General features: G+C 48.4%; 16 protein-coding genes. 15 read left to right on the top strand and 1 reads right to left on the bottom strand.

The features are described 5' to 3' along the window. The first annotated feature begins 16 nt into the window (after window positions 1-16). From BN6628_RS14095 to BN6628_RS14050, 10 genes are all read left to right on the top strand, one after another. Window positions 17-583, top strand: a complete 567-nt coding sequence (locus BN6628_RS14095) for a redoxin domain-containing protein (protein WP_068618454.1) — start codon at window positions 17-19, stop codon at window positions 581-583. Window positions 584-873: 290 nt separating this feature from the next. Next, the gene (gene murQ / locus BN6628_RS14090) at window positions 874-1,776 is read left to right on the top strand and encodes an N-acetylmuramic acid 6-phosphate etherase (RefSeq protein WP_068618452.1); all 903 of its coding nucleotides are present in this window, start codon (window positions 874-876) and stop codon (window positions 1,774-1,776) included. Between the two features lie 2 nt (window positions 1,777-1,778). Then, a complete protein-coding gene (locus BN6628_RS14085; RefSeq protein ID WP_068618450.1) occupies window positions 1,779-3,233 on the top strand; it encodes a PTS transporter subunit EIIC in 1,455 nt (484 codons plus the stop codon). Window positions 3,234-3,277: 44 nt separating this feature from the next. Then, window positions 3,278-4,327: a DUF871 domain-containing protein gene (locus BN6628_RS14080; protein WP_068618448.1), complete on the top strand. Its 1,050-nt coding sequence runs from the start codon at window positions 3,278-3,280 to the stop codon at window positions 4,325-4,327. Between the two features lie 63 nt (window positions 4,328-4,390). Then, window positions 4,391-5,263 carry a MurR/RpiR family transcriptional regulator gene (locus tag BN6628_RS14075; protein ID WP_162272655.1) on the top strand — a complete coding sequence of 291 codons (873 nt, stop codon included), beginning with the start codon at window positions 4,391-4,393 and terminating at the stop codon, window positions 5,261-5,263. Between the two features lie 210 nt (window positions 5,264-5,473). Then, window positions 5,474-6,097, top strand: coding sequence for a flavin reductase family protein (locus BN6628_RS14070; RefSeq protein ID WP_068618444.1), 624 nt, complete (start codon window positions 5,474-5,476; stop codon window positions 6,095-6,097). A gap of 227 nt (window positions 6,098-6,324) precedes the next feature. Then, window positions 6,325-12,555, top strand: a complete 6,231-nt coding sequence (locus BN6628_RS14065) for an S-layer homology domain-containing protein (RefSeq protein ID WP_148449279.1) — start codon at window positions 6,325-6,327, stop codon at window positions 12,553-12,555. 155 nt (window positions 12,556-12,710) lie between these two features. Further along, entirely contained in the window at window positions 12,711-13,244 is a 534-nt protein-coding gene (locus BN6628_RS14060; RefSeq protein ID WP_068618440.1) for an RNA polymerase sigma factor, read from the top strand. Beyond that, the gene (locus BN6628_RS14055) at window positions 13,231-14,367 is read left to right on the top strand and encodes a DUF4179 domain-containing protein (RefSeq protein ID WP_068618438.1); all 1,137 of its coding nucleotides are present in this window, start codon (window positions 13,231-13,233) and stop codon (window positions 14,365-14,367) included. The genes BN6628_RS14060 and BN6628_RS14055 overlap by 14 nt, the downstream gene beginning before the upstream one ends. Next, complete coding sequence (locus tag BN6628_RS14050) at window positions 14,364-14,939, top strand: VanZ family protein (protein WP_068618436.1); 576 nt, start codon at window positions 14,364-14,366, stop codon at window positions 14,937-14,939. Before BN6628_RS14055 ends, BN6628_RS14050 begins: the two co-directional genes overlap by 4 nt. A 79-nt stretch (window positions 14,940-15,018) precedes the next feature. Here the strand turns inward: BN6628_RS14050 and BN6628_RS14045 are convergent, their stop codons facing one another. Beyond that, window positions 15,019-15,342, bottom strand: a complete 324-nt coding sequence (locus tag BN6628_RS14045) for a hypothetical protein (RefSeq protein ID WP_068618434.1) — start codon at window positions 15,340-15,342, stop codon at window positions 15,019-15,021. A 188-nt stretch (window positions 15,343-15,530) separates the two neighbouring features. Here BN6628_RS14045 and BN6628_RS14040 point away from each other — a divergent pair, with 188 nt between their 5' ends. The 5 genes from BN6628_RS14040 to BN6628_RS14020 all read left to right on the top strand — a co-directional run bounded on the left by BN6628_RS14040 (window position 15,531) and on the right by BN6628_RS14020 (window position 21,152). Further along, on the top strand, window positions 15,531-16,574 hold the full coding sequence (locus BN6628_RS14040) for an ROK family transcriptional regulator (RefSeq protein ID WP_392397663.1): 1,044 nt from the start codon (window positions 15,531-15,533) through the stop codon (window positions 16,572-16,574). A gap of 18 nt (window positions 16,575-16,592) precedes the next feature. Then, window positions 16,593-17,819: an MFS transporter gene (locus BN6628_RS14035; protein ID WP_068618431.1), complete on the top strand. Its 1,227-nt coding sequence runs from the start codon at window positions 16,593-16,595 to the stop codon at window positions 17,817-17,819. Window positions 17,820-17,840: 21 nt separating this feature from the next. Continuing rightward, the gene (locus BN6628_RS25935) at window positions 17,841-18,143 is read left to right on the top strand and encodes an ArsR/SmtB family transcription factor (RefSeq protein ID WP_068618428.1); all 303 of its coding nucleotides are present in this window, start codon (window positions 17,841-17,843) and stop codon (window positions 18,141-18,143) included. A gap of 203 nt (window positions 18,144-18,346) precedes the next feature. Further along, on the top strand, window positions 18,347-19,522 hold the full coding sequence (locus BN6628_RS14025) for an MFS transporter (protein ID WP_068618426.1): 1,176 nt from the start codon (window positions 18,347-18,349) through the stop codon (window positions 19,520-19,522). Window positions 19,523-19,649: 127 nt separating this feature from the next. Continuing rightward, window positions 19,650-21,152: a hypothetical protein gene (locus tag BN6628_RS14020; RefSeq protein WP_068618424.1), complete on the top strand. Its 1,503-nt coding sequence runs from the start codon at window positions 19,650-19,652 to the stop codon at window positions 21,150-21,152. Window positions 21,153-21,179 lie beyond the last annotated feature (27 nt).

The following is a 21,179-nucleotide window of genomic DNA, read 5'->3' as shown; positions in this document are numbered from 1 at the left end:
ACGGAGGGTGAAGGTGATGTTGAACGGTTCCGGGTTAATAGCGCGACGTGTTATAACCCTCGTGATTGGGGTGGCCGCGATCGCGGGTGTCTTGTATTCAGTCAGCCACTTTCTGAACAAAGCTGGATCTGAGCAAGACAAGGTTAGACTCGGACTTGGGGAGAAAGCTCCCGATTTCGAGGCTGTGAATTCTCTGGGGAACAAGGTACGGCTCTCGGATTCAGAAGGTCAAGTGGTATTGTTAAATATATGGGCTTCCTGGTGCAAGCCATGTGTAAAAGAAATGCCGCTGATTCAGCAGGTTATTGACAAAGACAAGAACAAGACCGAAGCCTGGTTCATAAATGCTGGGGAAGCCAAGGGAACAGTAACCCAGTTCCTTAAGAGTCATGAGTTTCAATTTCCGGTTATTATCGATGTAACTGGAAGGATAAGCAGCCTGTATGAGGCACACAGCCTGCCGGTGACTTATATTATCAACAGGTCCGGGAGGATCAGCCGGATTATCCCAGGAGAGATTGAGGATGCCGCCCGTCTGCAAGCATGGCTGGATGAGGCGGGCAGCAGAAGCACCCGGCCCTGATGAACTGGCCGAATGCGTATATATAGGTGCTGGAGTAAGGGGCCTGCTTAAAGGCAAGTAATCATACAGCAAATTGTGCCGCTTCAGAGCAAAAAAAGTAAGCAAAGCGTCAGTCCAGGGAGCATCCTTGGGCTGGCGCTTTATTTTGTTATCGTGGGCACAAAATTAGAGGTTTGTTTAAAATAATATTTCAAAAATATATAATCATTATTGAAATATTATTTCAAAAGATGTAAACTGATTTTACAAAGAGAAAGCGCTTTTATCACGGTGATTGGAGGAGGAGCTTCTTGATTGAAAATTTAACGACTGAAGGCAGAAACTTGCTCACACAGGATTTGGATCAACTGAGCACATGGTCAGTATTAAAGCTGATGCAGGAGGAGGATGCCAAGGTATCACTGGCTGTTAGGGAGAAGCTGGGGGAAATTGAGCGTGTAACACAAACCGTGATCAAGAGCTTCCAGGCGGGGGGAAGGCTAATTTATATCGGCGCTGGAACCAGTGGCCGGATGGGCATCCTTGATGCGGTTGAATGTGTCCCTACTTTTGGAACTGATCCTGAGATGGTCCAGGGAATCATTGCCGGTGGAGAGACCGCGATCTACAGGGCAGTTGAGGGCGCGGAAGATTCACCTGAGCTGGGAAGGGCGGATCTAGAGAAGGTCGGGCTGACTAAGGAAGATACTGTACTTGGTATTGCGGCGAGTGGAAGAACTCCATATGTGATTGGTGCGCTCAAGTATGCGAATCAGGTCGGGGCATCAACGGCCAGCTTATCCTGCAATGCCAATGCTGAGATTAGCCGCTACGCTAAGTACCCGATTGAAATTGTAACGGGAGCGGAAATTCTAACCGGTTCAACCCGGTTGAAGGCGGGCACAGCGCAAAAGATGGTACTGAATATGATCTCCACGGCTGCGATGGTCGGGATGGGCAAGGTGTTCAGCAACTATATGGTGGATGTGCAGCCCACCAACGAAAAGTTGATGAGAAGAGCCAAAACGATGATTAGCCAGATTACCGGCTGCAATGAGGAGACCGCGGCTGAATACTATGAGCGCAGCAGGCATCAGGTCAAGCTGGCTATATTAATGCTTCTGACCGGGTTGGACTATGAGGAAGCGAAGGGGAAATTAACGGAATCTCAAGGCTTTATCCGCAGGGCAATCGAGCATAAGAAGGAGCTGTAGTCATGGGGAAAGAGAAAGAGCTGGCCTTAAATATTCTGGAAGCCGTAGGGGGCATCGGGAATGTAGAACGGGTAACGCATTGCATGACAAGGGTGCGCATTACTTTAAGACAAGATGAGCTTGCTAACGTGGAGAAGCTGAAGAAGGTCCAGGGTGTGATTGGCGTTATTGAGGAATCCACCCTGCAGGTGATTGTTGGGCCGGGGATTGTTGAGAAAGTTGCTGGTGAGATTGCGGTGATTAGCGGGGTTGAACTGGGTGAACCGATTCCTCTCAGAAGCGATAATGCGATACAAGAGCCGAAGTTGTCCAGTAAAGAAGAGGTTTCCCGGATAGCTGATGAGAACAAAAAGAAATATTCCAAACGGAATGACACGCCTGTCAAGAACTTCCTGAAATCCATTTCCAATATATTTATTCCTTTAGCGCCTGCTTTCGTGGCTGCAGGTCTGTTAGCAGGAATTACGGCAGTTATCTCCAATCTGATTACGGCGCATTATCTCAGCGGCGAGAGCTGGAGCCAGTTCAATCTGATCCTAAATGTCATCAAGAACGGGATTTTCTCGTACATGGCCATATTTGTCGGCATCAATTCCGCCCGCGAGTTCGGCGCAAGTCCATCGCTAGGGGGATTGATTGGCGGGGCTACACTTCTTACGGGAATGAAGCCGGAGCTTCCGATTCGCAATCTGTTCACGGGGGAACCGCTCATTGCCGGACAGGGTGGTATTATAGGCGTAGTACTCGCTGTATGGATTCTGGCCTGGATTGAGAAAAGATTACACAAGGTTATACCGAACTCCATTGATTTAATTGTTACTTCGTTCCTAAGCATTATCATTACAGGTCTTATAACCATCTTCCTGATCATGCCGTTTGCTGGTTTTGTGGCGGGCAACCTGCTGATCGCCGTCAATTGGATTTTGTCGGTCGGGGGAGCCTTTGCCGGATTCATTCTAGGCGGGATATGGCTGGTCATGGTCATGCTCGGGCTGCATCATATCATGACACCGATCCATATTGAGCTCATTAACCAGACGGGAATGACGGTACTGCTGCCGATTCTTGCCATGGCAGGGGCAGGCCAAGTAGGCGCGGCCCTGGCACTTTGGGTTCGTTGTTACAAGAACAAACAACTTACGAATATCATCAAAGGGGCACTGCCTGTTGGGGTGTTAGGCATAGGGGAGCCGCTCATTTATGGAGTCACACTTCCGCTCGGCAAGCCTTTTGTCACAGCCTGTCTTGGCGGAGCCTTTGGGGGAGCGATGATTGGCTATTTCGGCAATGTGGGGGCGATTACCATCGGGGCGAGCGGGGTTGAGATGCTGCTCTTGATCGCTGACGGCAAATGGTGGGTTTATTTACTCGGCCTCGTAACCGCTTACATCTTTGGCTTTTTGTGCACGTTTCTATTTGGTGTTCCAAAAGAAGCGAGGCAGCCAAAGGGCGTATAGAGCTCTTGTAGGTGGATTCATATCATGAAAGAGGTGTTAGACAGGTGAACGGAGTACTCGTGTCTTTAACGGAACAACCGGTAGAGACAACATTAGATTATCTCGGATATATGCACGAACACGGCTTTCGGTATATTTTCACGTCACTTCAAATGCCAGAAGAGGACCCGCTCGATTTGCTGGAGCCACTTGGCCGGATTGGGAGCTTTGCGGGTGAGCACGGGATGATATTCATGGCCGATGTCTCCCCGCGGGCCTTCGAGAATTTCTCCCTCGCCGAGCTGAAGTCAAGCGGAGTTACGGGTCTTCGCATTGATTATGGCATGGGAAGCCGTGAAATTGCCGAGCTGAGTCATGAGTGGCTGGTGGCGTTCAACGCCAGTACCATAGACCAGGAATTCCTGAGCGAGCTAAGGGAGCTAGGAGCGGACTTCTCGTCGCTTCAGGCGTGGCACAATTATTATCCAAGACCGGAGACGGGACTGGACTTTGACAGCTTCACCAATCGTAACGCCTGGCTGCAGGATCAAGGGCTGCAGGTTGCGGCTTTCATTCCCGGGGATGGGGAGCTGCGGGGCCCTCTCCATGAAGGACTTCCCACACTGGAACAGCACCGGGGACAATCTCCTTTTGCAAGTTATCTGGAGCTCTATCAGAGCGGCAAGGTTGACCATATTCTCATCGGAGATTTATCTCTTAGTGATTCGACCATGCAGCAATTTATTGCCTGGAATGAGGGGGTGGTCCTGCTCAGAGTTCATGGGGCGAGACCGTCACATGTCTGGACGCAGGTGCATCATAATCGTCCCGACATAGCCAGAGATGTGATCCGTTCAGAGGATGCGCGCAGGAGCTATAGCGCCGCTATTGAGCCAGAGAACTGTGTGGAGCGGCCAACGGGGGCTCTTACGTTGGATAACGATAATTACAAGCGTTACAAAGGCGAGTTCCAGATTGTGCTTAACCCGCTCCCGGCGGACGAACGTGTGAATGTTATTGGTTATGTAGATGAATGGGATATCCCATTATTGCCTTTCCTGCAAAGAAGCGGACATCCATTTAAGTTCCTTGTCACGATGGACAAAGGCAGATAAGATAGGATTACCTGATAAGGGAAACTCACCTTAATTCTGGATTAATATATGGAGGCGTTACTGTTGGGTGTTGGTCAAATTTTATCCCGAATTGAAAATGTGCTTCCTAAATTAACGCAATCCGAGCAAAAGGTAGCCAGGTTCGTTCTCGCAGCTCCAGATGACGTGGTCTTTATGTCCGTTCAAGAGATGGCCCTGCAGTGCCAGTCGAGCAGCGCGTCTGTAGTGCGTTTCTGCCGCACTATCGGATTGAAGGGCTTCCCGGAGCTCAAGGTTGCGCTCTCCGCGGACCTGGCTCAGGAGCAGAAATCAGGCTACTATGACCTGAACAAGAACGAGAATACTACAGATCTAGTGGATAAAATACTTTCCAACGCGGTTCAGTCGCTGAAAGATACAGTCGGCCAATTGGATGTGAAAGTTATTGAAGAGGTGGCCAGGGAGTTGTACAAGGCACCGGTAATCTTTGCTTTTGGTGTAGGAGCTTCCGCGCTGGTCGCCGAGGATATCTCACAGAAATGGCTGCGTCTGGGTAAAAATGTGTACTCATTCCGGGATGTGCATGTTCTGACCATGGCTATGTCCACCGCGCCTAAGGGCAGTGTGTTCATTGGCGTTTCATATAGCGCGGCCACCCCGGAGGTTCTTCAACTTATGAAATTTGCCAGAAAGAACGAGCTGACTACCGTGAGTATCACCGGGTTTGGGCGAAGCAACCTGTCTGATATGAGTGATTTCAATTTGTTTACATCCCTCGCGCCCGAAGCAAAGGTCCGAAGCACGGCTACCAGTTCCCGGCACAGCCAGCTGTTTCTAATTGATGTGCTTTATTACGTATACGCTTCGCTTGATGTTGATTCTTCAATGGAGAAGATCATGAAGACTAGGCAAGCGGTTCATGAGCTGAAGAATCTGGAAGGTCAGGAGTCCCCATGAAGCCGTGAAGAGGCGATCGTCATCCTTATTCATTCGAGGGGCTTAATTCCAATTAAAAAATAAATGCAGCAGCCGTCTGGAATTTAGATCCAGGCGGCTTTGTTTTAATTCTATATTTTGATATCTTGCGGTCTTATTCCCGATTCCAACACATCAGCCCACCGCCTGTGTTAAGGTAATCCTGAATTTGAGAAAAGAAGGGGCAGTGACATGCATACTGTAATCGAACCTAAAATATTGTATTTCGGTACATCTGTTGTATTAATAAGCTCGTTGAATGAGGATGGCACGGCTAATCTGGCACCGATGTCTTCGGCATGGTGGCTTAACCAGTCCTGTATGCTTGGCCTCAGCAGCAAATCCCAGACCGTTCAGAATATTATCCGGGAACAGGAATGTGTACTCAATCTCCCATCCGTTGATTTGATTCCCGCAATTGACCGGCTGACCTTACTAACTGGAAGGAATCCGGTCCCTGAATCCAAAGCAGGGCGGGGTTACCGCTTTGAGGCTGATAAATTCGGTGTATCCGGTCTGACCCCGCTGCCCGCTGAACTTGTCCGGGCACCGCGGGTGAAGGAATGTCCGGTCCATCTGGAGGCTAAACTTGTGAAGATACATTCTGTTGAGGAACCAAGCTCCCTTGTTGCTATAGAAATGCGGGTTCACAGGGTCCATGTTGAACAAAATCTTCTTATGGATGCTTCTTCTAGCTATATTGACCCGGCAAAATGGAAGCCAATGATCATGAACTTCTGTGAATATTTCGGGCTTGGACCGCAGTTATCCCATTCCAAGTTGGCTCCCGTGTTTGGCCCCGTCTCATCCACATAAACTGTATTAGTGAAGCTTGCATAAGCAGGTGGCCGCCAGCCGAAGCTCTTGCAAGCTTTATTGTTAACTTAGAGTTAATAATAGGAGACATGGAAGGATCAGATTAACATTTGTTTGACCCTGGTTTTATGTTCCCGGAACATGGATTGCCTAATATGAAGAAATGTCCAGGCGGAAAATTTGTCGAAGGACTAAATTAAGGCATCTATTGAGAGAGGGAGAGAGTTTTGAACAGCAGGAGTCTAAATTTACGCCGGTGGTTATCCGCTGTGATGATCAGCAGCATGGTGCTTGGGTCAGCGTTTCCTGCGGCAGGGGCGGCAGATGAGGCGAATTCCAATGTACCTTCAGTTACCGCTCCAGGCGGGCCCGTGGATGAATCGGCCGGCCCAGGAACAGAGGGAGATGTTCCTGCGAAAGACAATTCAGAGCAAGCGGCAGAGCCGCTCGCAACTCTAAAGATTGAGCATACGCCAGCCGTGACGGTTGAACAGCATGCCGATTATCTGATAAGCGCTGTTATTACAGGGGGAACAGAGCAGATAAATGCTGTTGTGTATTTCTCTGTAGACGGAAAGCCTGAGCAGTCTATTGTACTTACACGGACAGGAAGCGGCATCTACACGGCCAGCATCAGCCAAGACAAGTTAAACGGAACCACACTGACCTACCATATCGAAGCCAGTGATGAGCAGGCCAAGCCTGATCTGTCGCCTACATACACGGTAGCTATTCACGGGGCACCGAAGCTGCTCGCAGAGCAGGCCAAACTACCGTCTCTGCTGATCACGCAGATTGTTCCTGATACGAACAATGTGCCGGAAATCTTACCGGATGGGACTCCATCCAGCAGCTCGGTTGATGGCTATGAATCGATTGAAGTGTATAACAATACCACGGAGGAAGTGGATTTTAGTCAATATAGTTTCTACTACAAAAATGGTTCTAAACTGACCGAATGGCCGGTTAATCCGGGTACCAGCGTAAAAATTCCATCCCGTCAGGCAGTTGTCTTCTGGGTTCAGAACGGCAGCAACCAAGGATTGAGTGCAGGCGACTTTAACACAAACTACAGCAATACGGATTACACCTCATCTTTGGAAGAAGGAAGAAATCTGTTCCGCCTGCAAGGCGGCAGCGGTATGGCGAATACAGGAACCCGCTCCTTGATCATACGCAACAAGCAGGGGGTAGATGTAGTTGAGGCGGAATATACGATCGCAGCCGGGAATTCAAAGGCCAATCATGGTATCCGCTTCGGTTATCCCGTGGACGGAAGCACCAAGATGATGATGGAGTCCCAGCCGGAGTCCCTGCCCGCTACTCCGGGCCAGCCGCTGGAATCCCAAATTCCAGCGCAGCCTTCTACTCCCGAGCAGCCTGGTACGGGTACAGTCCAGATTACCCATGTGCCTGCGGCCAATGCCGAGGGTCTGAAGGATCTGCCTGTAACCGCCCAGATCCTGAACCAGGCAGAACCGTCTGGCAGCGGACTAACGGCTGAGCTGTTGTATAAAACTCCTTCCCAGGCGAGGTATACGGTCATTCCATTCCCTCGCAAGGGTGGGGATGAATATTCGGCGGTTATTCCCGGGACCGCACTGGCCGAATCCAAGCTGGACTATAAGATCCGTGTGAATTCAACCGAGAAGGCATATTCGGTGAACGTAAATCTTCCTGGGTTTGACTCATCCAAAGCACCGGTTCTGCTCGTGACTAAGGTGGTACCTAATACCACCAATGTTCCGGGAACATCATCTGACGCTTATGAATTCATCGAGGTTTACAATAACACGGACCAGCCGATTGATTTTAATAACTATAAAATTTATTACCGCTATCCTGACTCCGGCGTCCAGGCCGATGTGAAATGGCCGTCTAATAAAGAACAATTCGTAATTCCCGCCGGAAAATCGGTTGTATTCTGGATTAAAAATGGAACAAATGACAGCTACACAGCTGATGATTTCAACACTTTTTACAATACATCGCTTGTCCAGGATAGCAGTCTATTTACGATTAATAGTGCGGGAATGGCCAACAGCGGACGCCGTGCTATCGTAATTAAGACGAACACAGAGAAAGAAATCTCAGCCGCTTATTATGATGCAGATACGGTATATGAGGGCGGCTCCAAGGGAGACGAGACGAAGGAAAATACTGCGCTTCTGTACAAATATCCGGTCAGCGGCACCTCAATGATCAAAACGAGCTCTGGCCTGGTTAAAGCTGTTCCTGGCGTGGAACCTGACTCCGTACCGTCCAGCCCTGTGCATGTCGAGCCGGATCTAGCTGCACCCACCGTCAAAGATCTGACGGGTTTAACCTCGATTGATCAGTCTGGAGCTTTGGACCTCAAGGTGGATGCCAGGGATGACAAGCAGGTCATCTCCGTGAAAATCTACATTAAATCAGATAAACAACAGGATTACGTAGAACATAATTTGTCAGAGGACTACAGCGACCGCCTTTATCACTACAAGCTGTCATCTGCGGATTTGATCGGGAGAAAAACTCTTACTTACTATTTTGCTGCTTCAGATGGAACCCATGTTACAGAGTCGGATACTAGAGAGGTGTCCATCACAGGAGGGCCAGGTCAAGAACCTCTCCGCCTAAACTTCAAGGATGGGGACTTGGTCAAAGATACCCTCACGTTGAAAGGAACAGCGCATGGGACGGACCCGGGTACTCTTAAGCTAAGTATAGATGGCAATGAAGTCACTCAGGGAACGTATACAGCACTTGAGCATAATGCGTATTTTGTCTTTGATGCCAAGAATGTCGATTACTATTTCAAAAACGCGGTGACGATGGGGGAGCCTGTTCCAGGTAAGGAAGAGGAGACGATCTTGTATACCTTTATGGACCCGATTCCAACGTATACGACCTTGTCTTATCCAATTGATTCAGACCGGCTGAAGCTTGGTACAGACAATGTCATCTATATCCGTGCGGGTTCGAAGTCATCTCCGTTTGATCCTCGGCCAGAGGAGAATAAAGATGATTTTGAAATCAGAAATGTCCGTCTTCTGCTCGCCGACGGAACGGAGGTATGGGACCCGGCTTACAGCACACCAGACAAAGAAATTAAAATGGGCGACAGTGCCGGCAAATCCGAATCGATTGGCTTCCGATTCAACCTGACAACCTCCATGCTGGAGTCCAAGGCATACCGCTGGGATACCAAAAACTTTGCGGATGGGGTACACCAGATAAAAGTTGAGAATCAAGGTAAGTCCATTGCAGCCAAGGTGACTGTTGACAATACGCCTCCATCCATTAAACCGAATCTGGAAGAGGGCAAGGAGTACCGGGGAGCCTTTACGATCAATGCCGAAATTATAGATGCGTTTGCTGGTGTGGATCAAGTTGAAGTGAAGCTGGACGGTAAAGTTATCCAACTGACGTATGCTACAACCTCCGGGGCCATGAAGCCGGGAGCACATGAATTATCTATAAAGGCTAATGACAAAATTGGCAACACCGCCGAGAAGAAGGTAACCTTTCAGGTTCCTAACGAGAACCCGTTAGCGCCTGAATTAGTGGCTCCTGCCCAAGGGCAGATCAGCTTGGGAACGAGTGCGAAGTTAACCGTCAAGGTGCAGGACCCGACAAACGACAAAATGAAGATCAGCTTCTATAAAGGGTTCAAATATGACGCTAACCGCACTGAAGGATTTACGGGTTATAAGAATGCGTCCGTAACCGAGCCACCGAAAGACAAGATTCCAGCAGGAGAGCAGGCCATGACGGCTGAAGAATACGCTCAAATCAGCAAAGTGGATGGTAAGTATCTGATTAATGATTCTGATGAGCAATTTCCTTACCAGCGGTTTGAGGTTAAGCTTGATCCTTCGGTGAAGCCTAGCGATCAGGTAGAGATCGAATGGAAGGGCAAGTCGTTCGAAGGTCGGAAAGTGAGCTTGTATGCCTGGAGCAAATCTTCCGGCAAATGGGAGCAGCTTGATCATGTAATTGCCGGAACTGAGGATTTCCAGCTTAAAGCTACAGTTAACGCCGGCAAATATGCTGACGGGCAAGTCATTCAAGTGTTGGTGCAGGACGAGATCGCCTCCCCAGCCGCCGCTAAATCAGGACCTATTTCCGAAGATCCGTATGATTTCTCGTTTGTATGGATGTCCGATACCCAATATTACTCCCAAAGCTTCCCTTATATTTATCAGAAGAATGTAAAGTGGATTGCGGACAATAAAGACAAGATTAATTTGAAATATGTGATCCATACAGGGGATATTGTTGATAAATCGTATCAGGAATATCAATGGCAGGAAGCCGACAAAGACATGAAAGTGCTTGAAGATGCCGGAATTTCCTATGGAGTCCTTGCGGGAAATCATGACGTGAACCATCAGGAGAACGACTATACGAAATACTGGGAGTATTTTGGTGATGCCCGTTTCAAGAATATGCCTACCTTCGCCGGTTCATACGAGAACAACCGGGGTCACTATGATCTCGTGTCTGCTGGAGGAAATGATTTTATTATCGTCTATATGGGTTGGGGACTTGGAGACAAAGAAATTGAATGGATGAATGAAGTCGTATCCAAGTATCCAGAACGAAAGGCCATTCTATGTCTGCATGAGTATATGCTGGTCTCGAACAACCGGGCACCTATTGCGGATAAGATCTATGAGAAAGTGGTTATTCCGAATAAAAATGTGTTTGCGACGCTATCCGGACATTATCATGATGCCCAGCTTAAAGTGGATGAAATTGATGACAACGGGGACAAAGTGCCCGACCGCAAAGTCTATCAAATGCTGGCCGATTATCAAGGCGCGCCGGAAGGCGGGCTTGGGTATATTCGCCTGATGCAGTTTGATATGAAGAATAACAAGCTTCACATTAAGACGTATTCTCCGTATCTGGATAAATATAATTTCTATGATCCGGCTGAGGATCCAAAGTATCAAGGCAAGGATGAATTCTCACTGGACCTGGATCTTCAGCCGCGTACCAAACGCGTGGCTACCGATTATTTTGGCGTAAGAGTCTATACGGACCAGCTGATTGGAAGCAACCAGAATGTAGAGAGCGGTAATCAGACTTCGGTGATTTGGAACGCTCTTAACCCGAACAGCTACTTGCAATGGTACGTAAAAGCGGAAGATGATCACACGGGTAGTACGCTGTCTGATATCTGGGGATTCTACAGCGGTACCGCGAATGATGCTGGAGGACAACCGAGCAATCCTGGGAACAGCTCATCCGAAGGCAAGCCGCAGGTTCCGGTTCCCCCTGTAAAGCCTACCACGCCTGAAGCTAAGCCAGGTGTAATTGAGGTAGGGCCAGCAGCGGACGGGACTTACACCGTTACTAATGAAGCATTGAAGAAAGCCGCAGTGGAAGCAGCTGACGGGAAAGTTCAGATTCAGTTGAAAGGTACATCTGGTGCACTTCAGAGTTCGAAATTACAAGTGGATTCGGCGGCGATGCAGGATGTCAAAGACCGTAAGCTGACCATTGAGATCCTCTCACCTTTAGCCGTAGTAACACTGCCAAGCTCATCCTTGCCTGAGAGCATCGCGGGAGCCGATAAGCTAGTCGTAAACATTGACACTACCGTGAATCCAAGTATCAAGACTAGCTTGGAGCAGGCATCCGGCAGCCGTGGGGAGTTCACTTCTAACGGACTGGTCTTCACTCTGGGAATGACGCTGATCAAGGGACAGTCCGAGACCGTGCTCCGTGAAATGAGAGGACCGATTACGATCATACGGACGTTGACCGATGAACAGAAGAAACAGCTGAATCCGGATTATGCTGGTGTATACAAGTTGAATGCTGGAAAAGCCGAATATATCGGTGGTCAGTTTAACGGATCCACCGTAAGCTTCTCAACCGAACAACTTGCTGAATTCGTCATTATGGAATATCACAAGCAGTTCGTAGATTTGACCGGTGGCTGGGCAGATGGATTCATCACCAAACTGGCAGCCAAACATATCATTACCGGCATCGATGAAACACATTTCGGGCCTAATCAAGATATTACCCGTGCGGATTTTGCAATTCTGGCGGTACGGTCATTAACGAAGGAAACCTCCCAGGCTGGCACCACTTTTGCAGATGTAGCGTCAAATGCTTACTATTCCGCATTTGTTGCCAAAGCAGCAGAGCTGGGAATTATGCAGGGCAGCGGCGGTAAGTTCCGCCCTGGTGACCGCATTACCCGTGAAGAAGCGGCAGTTGTCCTGGTCAAGCTGGCAGCGCAGATGAAGAAGACATCGGCGACAGGAGTGAGCCCGGCAGCTTTTGCCGACGCAGCTCAAGTCTCCGACTGGGCTGAAGCTGCCGTAGGCCAAGCCAAAGCGCTGGGCTTGATTAACGGCAAGGGTGGCAACCGCTTTGACCCGAAAGGTCCAGTAACCCGTGCAGAGCTGGCTAAAATGCTCTACAAATTGCTTGAACATCCGGTAATTACAAACTAATATCATAGAGTGCAAAAGAGACCCTGCGGGGTCTTTTTTGTTTGTATTTTATCGTGAAAAAACATTTTCTTAATGAATCAAGTGACCAAACTGATACCTGGGCGGTCTAATCCATATACAACATCACAGAATAGAGGGAGGAGGAAAGGATCGGTATGGATATCACCAAGGAAATCAAGCTGGCACAGCAAGGAGACCGGGATGCTTTCATCGGCCTTTTCCGGCAGATCGAGTCCGGGCTTTACGGTACTGCACGAGCCATGGTCAAGAAAGAAGAGGATATTGCGGATGCGCTCCAGGAGACAATCATGAAGGCTTATAAATCCTTGGATACACTACGTGAACCGGAATTCTTCCAGACCTGGGTTTACCGGATTCTTATTAACGAGTGCAGCAACATACTAAAGAAGAGAAGCCGCAGTGTAATTATGGATAAGCTGCCGGAGGCCACAGCTGCGCCTCATGCTTCAGATTCCGTTGAGATGCGGATGTTGGTCGATAAGCTGGAAGAGCAGCTGAGGATTGTAACTGTGCTGTATTATTTCCAGGACATGCCCCTGAAGCAGGTTGCGGATACACTGCAAATTACAGAAGGTGCGGTCAAGACCAGGCTCTACCGCGCCAGAAAATTATTGATGGAGGAATTAACCTGCTCGGAGGAAGGGAGTATGAAATATGAATCACTTTGAGATAGATAAACAATTAAAAGCCGAGAAATACAATGAGCCGCCAATTTCCAGCTACGTGAGAGGAAGATTGGAGGATGCGTATGCGGCCCTTCCAGCGAAGATCACGGAGCCCACGGCAGAGACTAAGCGAGGATGGAAGAAGCGGAGAGTTTGGGTTCCGGCTGCCGCTGCGCTTCTCGGAATCAGCATATTTGGCTCTGGATTTGTCTCACCTGTTATGGCAGACTCGATCCGCCAGATTCCTGTGATCGGCAGCTTGTTCAGCTCGCTTGAAACCGATTGGGGCTTAAGGAACGCGGCACAAGAAGGTCTTACCCAAGCAGTGGACAGCCATATCGCTTATCAGGATGTGAAGCTTCAGGTGTCGGAAACGGTGTACGATGGAAGGCGTGCTGTTTATGCCCTTCATATCTCCGCCCCGAACTTGAAGGATGGGATGTATGATACAGGCAAGAAGAAGGTTAAACTGAGCAATGCTATAGAGGATATCCGATTCCAGGTGAGTACCATGGATGGCCGCAATACAGGCGAATCCCTTAATCAGGGCTTCGGTCAATATTGGGGAGGGGGCAAGGATCATCCCGATACGATAATATATGAGCAGACGTTAACCCAAGCTTCCGGCAATACACAGTCGGTGCCGGATACTTTTGCAGCCCGGGTGGAAGTGAAGCTCGCTGGGTTGGATCATACTTTTGAATTGGATGTGCCATTCACCAAAACGACGGATAGCACAGTTCATCTACAGCCGGGTGTCATCAAGACAGCGGGTGAACTGAAATTTAAAGTGAAACAGATTGAGGTAACACCTGTTACCAGCACATTGACTTATTCACTGGAGAAGTTAGGGGAAGCCCCTTTAACGGAGAAGGGGCAAGACGAACTGATCCACACCAATATCGCCGTTTATGATGATCAGGGACACCTGCTTGACCGTTTGAGTGGGCAAGGGGAAATTAAGGGGAACACCTTTGAGAATACGGCTCATTATGCTACGGTAAGCATGAATACAAAATATCTTGTTTTGAAGCCATATAATAGTAATGGAGATTCGCCGGATGAAGTGAGTCAAGACCAGCTGGTTCGCGGGCTGGAAGTCCGGATTGATATTCCGGGCAGATGAGTGATCTCGATATCCGGTTTACGATCGGACCGTTCCCTGCGCTCATCCTCTTATTCGGAGTTCTACTTGCTGTACTTTTATTGAAATACAGATTTTCTGCCGCAAATCTAAAGTCTTGGAGGCAGCTGTTGTTCTCTACCTGCCTAAGTTTGTATTTAACAGGTGCAGCTTATTTTGTATTCTTCCCAATCGATGTAAATATAGGGCGATATGCATCACAAAATCCTTGGTATAGCTCTATAAATTGGATTCCTGTCCTCACCATCGATATCAAGTCCTTTGTTCTAAATATAATTCTCTTTATACCTTTCGGGGTTCTGGCCCCGCTGGCCGCAGGGAGATTGGGAAGCTGGAGAGGTATGGTCAAGGCGTCCTTACTCCTAAGCTTGTCAATTGAAGTTATCCAGTTTATTGTTGGACAGGCATTGGGAAGCTACAGAAGCACTGATATTAATGATCTTCTTGCGAATACCCTTGGAGGGGGAGCCGGATATATGGTGCTATTTCTTGTGGTCAAGAACACATCATTCAGAAGGCTGCTATTTAGAAAGGACAGCAGTATGAATTCTTAGAAGGCCAATATACATTAAAAGGAGTGCCCCATCTGCCAAGGGAGCTTGGCTCGGTGGGGCACTTCTGTCTTTGTTTGGATTATTGACGGTGCAGGTTAGGGAAACCCATGGAGTTGTTCTGGTTATCCATGAAGCTAGATACAGGTTGGGACATGGAGTTGGCCATTTGCTGTGCCAAGTTGGAGATCTGCTGAAGCTGCTGCAATGCAGTCTGATGGCCTTGAAGGGCATTCTGAATCATTTGTGCCGCTTGATGCTCACGCTGAGCGATTTGCTCCAACTGCATGGCGTTGTTCTGCTCCTGTTTAAGCAGTTGTTGATAGGCAAGAGAAGCTTGATGGGTTTGTTGGGTCAGTTGATGGATAATTTGGTTAATTTGCTGGCTTTGGGAAAAGTGATTCATGTGTATAACCTCCTAATTTGTCCATATGGGTTGCCCTGAGGTATTATGGCTGAAAGCTGACAGTACTATGCAACCATTCGGCATCAGTTGGATTCGGCCAATTTATATTGCGTAATTGGTAAAAGTCTGATATTCTCTCAGTGACTTATTAAACACGTTTAATAAGGTCGGGAACGAGGTGATTTCACATAAACCACAAACAAATTACTGCGCCTAAAGAACTGAGAACTGTCATTGTCCGCGGCATCCGGTCGGCTCTTCTAGAACTGGGCAGCGCAACAAAGGCAGAACTCTGCCAACACTTGGGAATCAGCTTTCCTACGGCAAGTAAATTTCTGGCTCAACTGCAGAAGAGGGGGGAACTGATTGCTGTAGGATACGACGATTCCAGCGGCGGCCGAAGAGCCAAGCGATACGCCTATCATGCGGATTATATGCTGGGTCTTGCCATATTTATGGAGAAGACGGAGACCAATTATGTTATCTTCAATTGTCTGGGCGAGATTAAAGACGAAGGTACTACAGCAGGCGCTTTGGAGTCTGATGCTGAGCATTTAACTCAGCAAATTGCAGGGATGATAGCGAAATATCCCAAGATTAGTTCAATAGCGATTGGAGTACCGGGTGCGGTTAATAACGGCAGGATTATTTACATACCAGGTTATGAGCACTTTCGTGATCTTAATTTAAAGCTGCACCTTGAATCAAGGTTTGCCATCCCTGTTGTCGTTGAGAATGACATGAATGCGGCCGTACTTGGTTACAGCAGGAACGGAGCTGCCGGAAATTCTTTGCTGGTTTATATATGTTTTGGTCAAAATGGACCGGGTGCCGGCCTCCTCATCAATGGCGATGTGGTGCGGGGGAAGAGCTTCTTCACCGGGGAGGTTTCATTCCTTCCCCAATATGAACATCTTAACTTTGGGCAGGCATTAAGCAGACAGGGGCGGGATAAGGCCAGTAGCCTGCTTACCGATGCCCAGGTTGACGCAATCAGCCGCTTGGTAGCTGCCTTCACCGCAATCATTAATCCGCACACGATCATATTCAGTCGTGATGAGGTAGAGATATCCTCATTGGAGCGGATCACGAACAGAAGTGCGGACTATATACCGGGTGAGCATTTGCCGAAGCTGAGCCTAGGCAATCTGAAGAAGGACTACTTGGATGGCCTGCAGTATCTTGGACTCGAGCTTATGATTTCTGGAGCAGGAGAATCGCCGTTACTATAACATTGGGGGATAGCGCAGATGGCAACATTTTTTCTAATCATTATTTATTTGGCATTTATAAGTCTAGGCTTGCCGGATTCATTGCTCGGCTCGGCATGGCCGGTCATGCAGCCGGAATTCCATGCCCCGCTGAGTACAGCCGGCATGTTATTTATGATCGTCGCGGCGGGCACGATTGTATCCAGCTTGGCCAGCGGCAGGATGCTGAACCGGTTTGGGACCGGAAAAGTAACTCTGATCAGCTGTATAATGACCGCTGGGGCTCTGCTTGGTTATGCAGTGTCCCCTTCATTAATATGGCTGATCTTGTTCGCAATCCCACTTGGTCTTGGGGCGGGATCTGTAGATGCGGGATTGAACCATTATGTAGCGGCGCATTACAAAGCTCATCACATGAGCTGGCTGCACTGTTTCTGGGGAGTTGGGGCTACACTTAGCCCCCTCATTATGGGGCACTTCATTTCGGGCGGGAACGCCTGGAGACAAGGTTACCTTACTGTAGCCGGAATTCAGTTTGGCCTGGTGGTTATTCTGTTCCTGACACTTCCTTTGTGGGATAAAGTGGCGAAGATCAGCCAGAGAAGCCAACAGGAGGAACCAGAAATCCTGGGTTCTGGTCATCTTGAGGAAGCGGCCCAATCAGCTAGACCTTTGGGGATCAAAGGGGTTAAGCTTGCCTTGTTCTCCTTCTTATTCTATTGCGGTGTGGAAGCAACGGTCGGATTGTGGGGAAGCAGCTTCCTTGTGAGCATGAAGGGGCTTCCAGCCGCAACTGCGGCTCAGTGGGTTTCGTTCTATTATGGCGGGATTACCGTTGGGAGATTTATTACCGGCTTTATCACATTTAAGCTCAGCAACCGGACGTTAATTCGGGGAGGGCAGCTGCTGGCTCTTGCAGGAGCCGTTCTGCTCGTTCTTCCTCTGCCAGCCGGTTTTTCTCTTGCGGGGCTGCTGATCACAGGCCTTGGCTTGGCACCCATATATCCATGCATGCTGCATGAGACACCAGTGCGTTTCGGTAAGAAACACGCTCAGACCATCATGGGCTATCAAATGGCTGTGGCCTACACGGGCAGCACGCTGATGCCGCCACTTCTTGGTTTCCTTGCTTCATCTATATCGATCAGTCTATTTCCATTCTATATTGCGGTTTCTGCCGCGGCCATGCTCCTGCTGTCCGAGAGGCTGAATCGTGTTCTGACAAGAAGAGCGGCGATTTCAAGTTCATCCATTGACATATCGTAAATTATCAATATAATAAACAGTATGAAACCCATTGAAGTATTTAAAGCATTGTCGAATGAGTCGAGAATACAGATTTTGCAATGGTTGAAAGAGCCAGACGTTTATTTTACACCTCATGAAGGGATTGATATGACCGAGACAGGGGTATGCGTAAGCCAAATTACCGATAAGTTGAATATGACCCAGTCCACGGCATCCCAGTATTTATCCATTCTGCAAAGAGCGGGGCTTATTACAACCAAACGAATTGGCAAGTATACGTATTACCAAAGAAATGAGGAGGCTTTGCGGAGTCTGGCTCAATTCATTGAAACTGAAATGTAGTTTATGAAAGACTGAATTTCTGTTTAAGAATTCAGTTTTTCTTCCCGTAAACAATTCGATAATTCGCGATTTATCTGTATATCGTTCTGCTTATTATTCAGTTTATCATTTTATGCAGTTTTTTCACTTAATCATATCGGTAATTCGCGAATTATCTTTATATAGATCTAAAACATAAATTAATTACAGGAGTGATTGAAAACATGTCTTTTCGCTGGAAAGTATATATTTTGGCTCTAGTCTCCTTCTTGGTGGGGACCTCTGAATATATAATATCCGGAATTCTTGATAAGGTAGCAGTATCCTTCGGGGTTTCCATAGCTGCGGCAGGTCAGTTAATTACCGCCTTCTCTCTTGTTTATGGAATCTTTACACCGATTACCATGGCTTTGACGGCCAAGATGGACCGGCGCAGGCTATTGCTGGGAGGTTTGGGCTTGTTCGCCGCAGCCAATCTTTTAGCATTTGTGCTGCCTGGATACGGCTTGTTTGTTGCGGCTAGAATGATTATGGCGCTTGGTGCTGGTGTGGTTGTGGTGACAGCGCTTAATATCGCAGCCAAACTTACCCCGGAAGGCAAAAAGGCGAGTTCCATTGCTTCGGTAATCACAGGTTTCACCGCATCCTTGATTATCGGTGTTCCGCTTGGCCGGATGATAGCGGATGTGCTTGGCTGGAAGTCCATTTTTGCTGGAATTGCACTGCTCTCCATTGCGGCCATACTTATTCTTAGACTGACCATTCCACAGCTTCAAGGCGATAAGCCTATCCCGCTTCGGGAACAATTGGCTTTGCTCAAACGGCCGGAAATTGCGCTTGGTTTGTCGATTACATTTTTCTGGCTGGGCGGATATTCGATTGCCTACACATATCTGTCTCCGTACCTGCTTAAAGTTTCGGGACTTGGCGACAGTTATATCAGTGCGGCGCTGCTGATTTTCGGTATTGCAAGTATGATCGGTTCGAAACTTGGCGGGTACAGCACAGACCGCTGGGGCGTTCACCGTACTTTATTCGGGGGAATGACTCTCCATATCGCCATGCTGCTGCTGTTGTCTTTTGTCGTAAATGCCTGGGTGGCCGTGTTCGCTGTATTGCTGTTCTGGTCCTTGGCGGCATGGTCCACGGGCCCTACGCAGCAGTATCATATAACCACGCTTGCTCCTGAAGCATCCGGAGTTATGCTTGGACTGAATCAGTCAATGATGCAGCTTGCGATGGCGGCGGGAGCCGGGGTTGGGGGAATAGTGGTTCAGCGGATTTCACTGTCTTCTATAACCTGGTTTGGAGTAGCTGGTGTTGCCATTGCTATTCTCGCGACTTTGCTGCTCTATCGTCTAGGAGCGGCCCGGAAGCTGGAGGTACAGCAGTCCATGTGATTTAAATGATTCATAGAAATGCATCGAACCTCATAGGCAGATTGAGCTGATTGTACCTGTTAGAACTGATGGGTATCAGGGACAATGTTCATGATGTTTCACCAATTTAAAGGAGTGATGCAGATCTATGATGATTTTACGGAAAAAAATGAAAATGCTCATCTTTCTCTGGGCAGCGATTGGCCTCTGGACAGCTCAGTCTCACACTAGCTCCGCAGCGGCCCCCTTATCCGGTCTTGAGAAGGAATGGTCCCGGCTGTATGGGAATCCCACGAATTACAATGAACCTCGGAGTATTGCGCCAACAGCCGATGGGGGCTTGGTTATTCTTGGAGAGTCAACGCCGCGTGACGGGTATATTACGAAACTCCACGTGATCAAGACGGATAAAGAAGGACGGGTGGAGTGGGAGAATGAATATTTTGATGATAAATATGATACAGAAGCGCTTCATGCTTATAATATACAGCAATTAGAAGATGGCAGTTACATGATTGGTGGTGCTGTCAAGGATGATAGCGGGGGCAAGTTCGTCTATCGCGCTTACCTGCTTAAGCTAACTTCTGCAGGCCAGGTTGAGTGGGGCCAAATGTACGGCAATTCGCTTGATAACCCGGTCAATCATGTAAAGAGAACAAGCGACGGAGGTTTTATCGCAACGTCATCCACCTACAACGTTTCGGGGACCGCACGAGCTTACATCCTAAGGACGGACCAGAATGGTGCAAAGTTATGGGAACACTATCTAGCATATAATGAAAATGTCCCATTCAGTGACGACCAGCGGTATTACGCTGCGGTGGAAGCTTCAGATGGAGGGTTCTGGGCAGTAGGCAGCACAAGTAAATTCGAGTCTTCCAAGTCATATCCATTATTAGTTAAATACGATCGTTCAGGAAAGGTACAATTTAAGCGGATCAAGGACACGGAAGATTGGGGAATGCAGACTTATACTCACATCGTGCAGGCATCTGAACGAGACGGGTATGTGATGCTGAATGCGTCTGGTCTGTGGAAGGTTAACGAATCGGGACAGACTTTATGGTCCAAGAAACTGGCGGACACCACACCTGAGCTGGCTAACATCGTCTTATATGATCTCAGGTACGCTTCGGACGGTTATTTGATCCAGGGAAAAGTAAGAGATACGGGGACATTTGTAACCTTAAAGGTAAATTCCAAGGGGACTATCCTTGATACCATTCGTCAGGAGATTCCCGGTTATCCTGCATCCGATAAGAATACAGCAGCGAGGCAACTGCCGGATGGGAGTATTGCTGTGTTAAGCGGGACGGTCAATGCCGAGCATTTGGAGCTTTCCAAATGGGGCCAAGAATCAACAGAGAATCCAGGGGGAAGCGAAGGCTCTTTAATTCTGGATTCAGATGAGTACTCTCTCACTATGAATGACACCATTGATATAAATGCTTATTTTAAGACTAAGGACGGTTCAGTTGTTCCGGTTACCGCGGAGACTAAGTTCACCACTCTGCATCCGGAAGTTGCCTCGGTTGATACCTTGGGCAATGTTACCGGCCTGGCTCCGGGACTGACCCAGCTAATTGCGGAGTATCAGGGGTATACCTGCTCGGTGCCGCTGCTTATAGTACGTCCTTACGTACCTAATTAACGGAAATACATGAACCCGATGTACATG

This window comes from Paenibacillus tuaregi, from assembly GCF_900086655.1.
Lineage (GTDB): Bacteria > Bacillota > Bacilli > Paenibacillales > Paenibacillaceae > Fontibacillus > Fontibacillus tuaregi.
This window is presented reverse-complemented; position numbering and strand designations above follow the sequence as displayed.

Excerpts from the sequence above, each read along its gene's own strand:
- BN6628_RS14020 (WP_068618424.1), top strand. The coding sequence starts at position 19,650 with ATGATGATTTTACGGAAAAAAATGAAAATGCTCATCTTTCTCTGGGCA.
- BN6628_RS14060 (WP_068618440.1), top strand. The coding sequence starts at position 12,711 with ATGGATATCACCAAGGAAATCAAGCTGGCACAGCAAGGAGACCGGGAT.
- BN6628_RS25935 (WP_068618428.1), top strand. The coding sequence starts at position 17,841 with ATGAAACCCATTGAAGTATTTAAAGCATTGTCGAATGAGTCGAGAATA.
- BN6628_RS14035 (WP_068618431.1), top strand. The coding sequence starts at position 16,593 with ATGGCAACATTTTTTCTAATCATTATTTATTTGGCATTTATAAGTCTA.
- BN6628_RS14070 (WP_068618444.1), top strand. The coding sequence starts at position 5,474 with ATGCATACTGTAATCGAACCTAAAATATTGTATTTCGGTACATCTGTT.
- BN6628_RS14045 (WP_068618434.1), bottom strand. The coding sequence starts at position 15,342 with ATGAATCACTTTTCCCAAAGCCAGCAAATTAACCAAATTATCCATCAA.
- BN6628_RS14095 (WP_068618454.1), top strand. The coding sequence starts at position 17 with ATGTTGAACGGTTCCGGGTTAATAGCGCGACGTGTTATAACCCTCGTG.
- BN6628_RS14085 (WP_068618450.1), top strand. The coding sequence starts at position 1,779 with ATGGGGAAAGAGAAAGAGCTGGCCTTAAATATTCTGGAAGCCGTAGGG.
- BN6628_RS14055 (WP_068618438.1), top strand. The coding sequence starts at position 13,231 with ATGAATCACTTTGAGATAGATAAACAATTAAAAGCCGAGAAATACAAT.
- BN6628_RS14050 (WP_068618436.1), top strand. The coding sequence starts at position 14,364 with ATGAGTGATCTCGATATCCGGTTTACGATCGGACCGTTCCCTGCGCTC.
- BN6628_RS14025 (WP_068618426.1), top strand. The coding sequence starts at position 18,347 with ATGTCTTTTCGCTGGAAAGTATATATTTTGGCTCTAGTCTCCTTCTTG.